Genomic DNA, 971 nt, shown 5'->3' on the forward strand with positions numbered 1-971 from the left:
CCGTTGAGGCGAGCGAACGCGACGAACGGTCGGTCGACGGAGAGCCGGGCGACCGCGTTGTTCGCACGGAGGTAGCTCCGTCCGGACGCCCGCCGGCCGGGACTCGCCACCGCACGCACGACCCCGGCTTGGTGCATCTCGCGCTCCAGTCGCTCGGGCGTGATGTCCCGGCCGTGGGCCGCAACCGAGGCCTCGTCGGGGTCCAGCGTGGCGTGGGTGTCGACGATCCGGAAGTCGTGTTCCAACCCCAGCATTCGGTCGTTCCTCCCACTCGACCCGCATGTGTCTGTCGGTCGTCTCGGAGTGTATCCACGCCGGTCCGACCCACTAGCCGGACGGTAACGCCTAGACAATGTGGCCACCGCCGGGAGACGAACGGGGGCGCGACGGAGCTCGCGGCGTCGGATCGGCCCGGATCCACGACCCCGCGGTTGACTCGTGCGTACCGTCCCGCGGTCGCCCCGGGCGTACCGTCCCGCGGTCACCCCGGGCTTACGGCCCCGCGGTCGAGACGACCTTTATCACGTCGCCCTCGGTGAGCTCGTGGTCCTCGCCGATCCGGCGGTTCGAGCGGGCGTCGACGGCGTGGAGGTACCCATCCCCGATGTCGGTGTGGACCGCGTACGCGAGATCCGGCGGAGTCGAGCCCCGCGGGAGGAGAAACGCGTCGGGGAGGACGGTGCCGGTGCCGTCGGTCCACTTGCTCGCGTCCTGGACCGGGTACGCGGTGATCCGATCGAGGAGATCGTAGACGGCCGTGTTCAACGCGGCCTGGACGCCCGTCCCACCGAAGCGCTCGGTGACCGCACGGAGGGAGTCCAGACCCGCACGCTGCTCGTCCGACACGTCGCCGACGACCTCGAACGCCGAGTCGCCGGGATCGTACTCGACGACACCCGCCTCCGCGGCGCGGCGCAGGGCTAACTCGCCGTCGGCGGTTGCCGGCACGACGGGCTTGTCGGTCGCCGCAC

Annotated in this window: 1 protein-coding gene and 1 pseudogene; both read right to left on the reverse strand. The window is 71.3% G+C overall.

The annotated features are described in order from the left end of the window. Window positions 1-254 (reverse strand): annotated as a pseudogene (locus ACFQEU_RS16635) (amidohydrolase family protein); the annotation flags it as partial. Between the two features lie 238 nt (window positions 255-492). Next, window positions 493-971 (reverse strand): TGS domain-containing protein (locus ACFQEU_RS16640; protein WP_379783952.1); only part of this gene is annotated, 479 nt, incomplete at its 5' end.

Origin of the sequence: Halorubrum tibetense (genome assembly GCF_042661865.1) — an archaeon.
Classification (GTDB): domain Archaea; phylum Halobacteriota; class Halobacteria; order Halobacteriales; family Haloferacaceae; genus Halorubrum; species Halorubrum tibetense.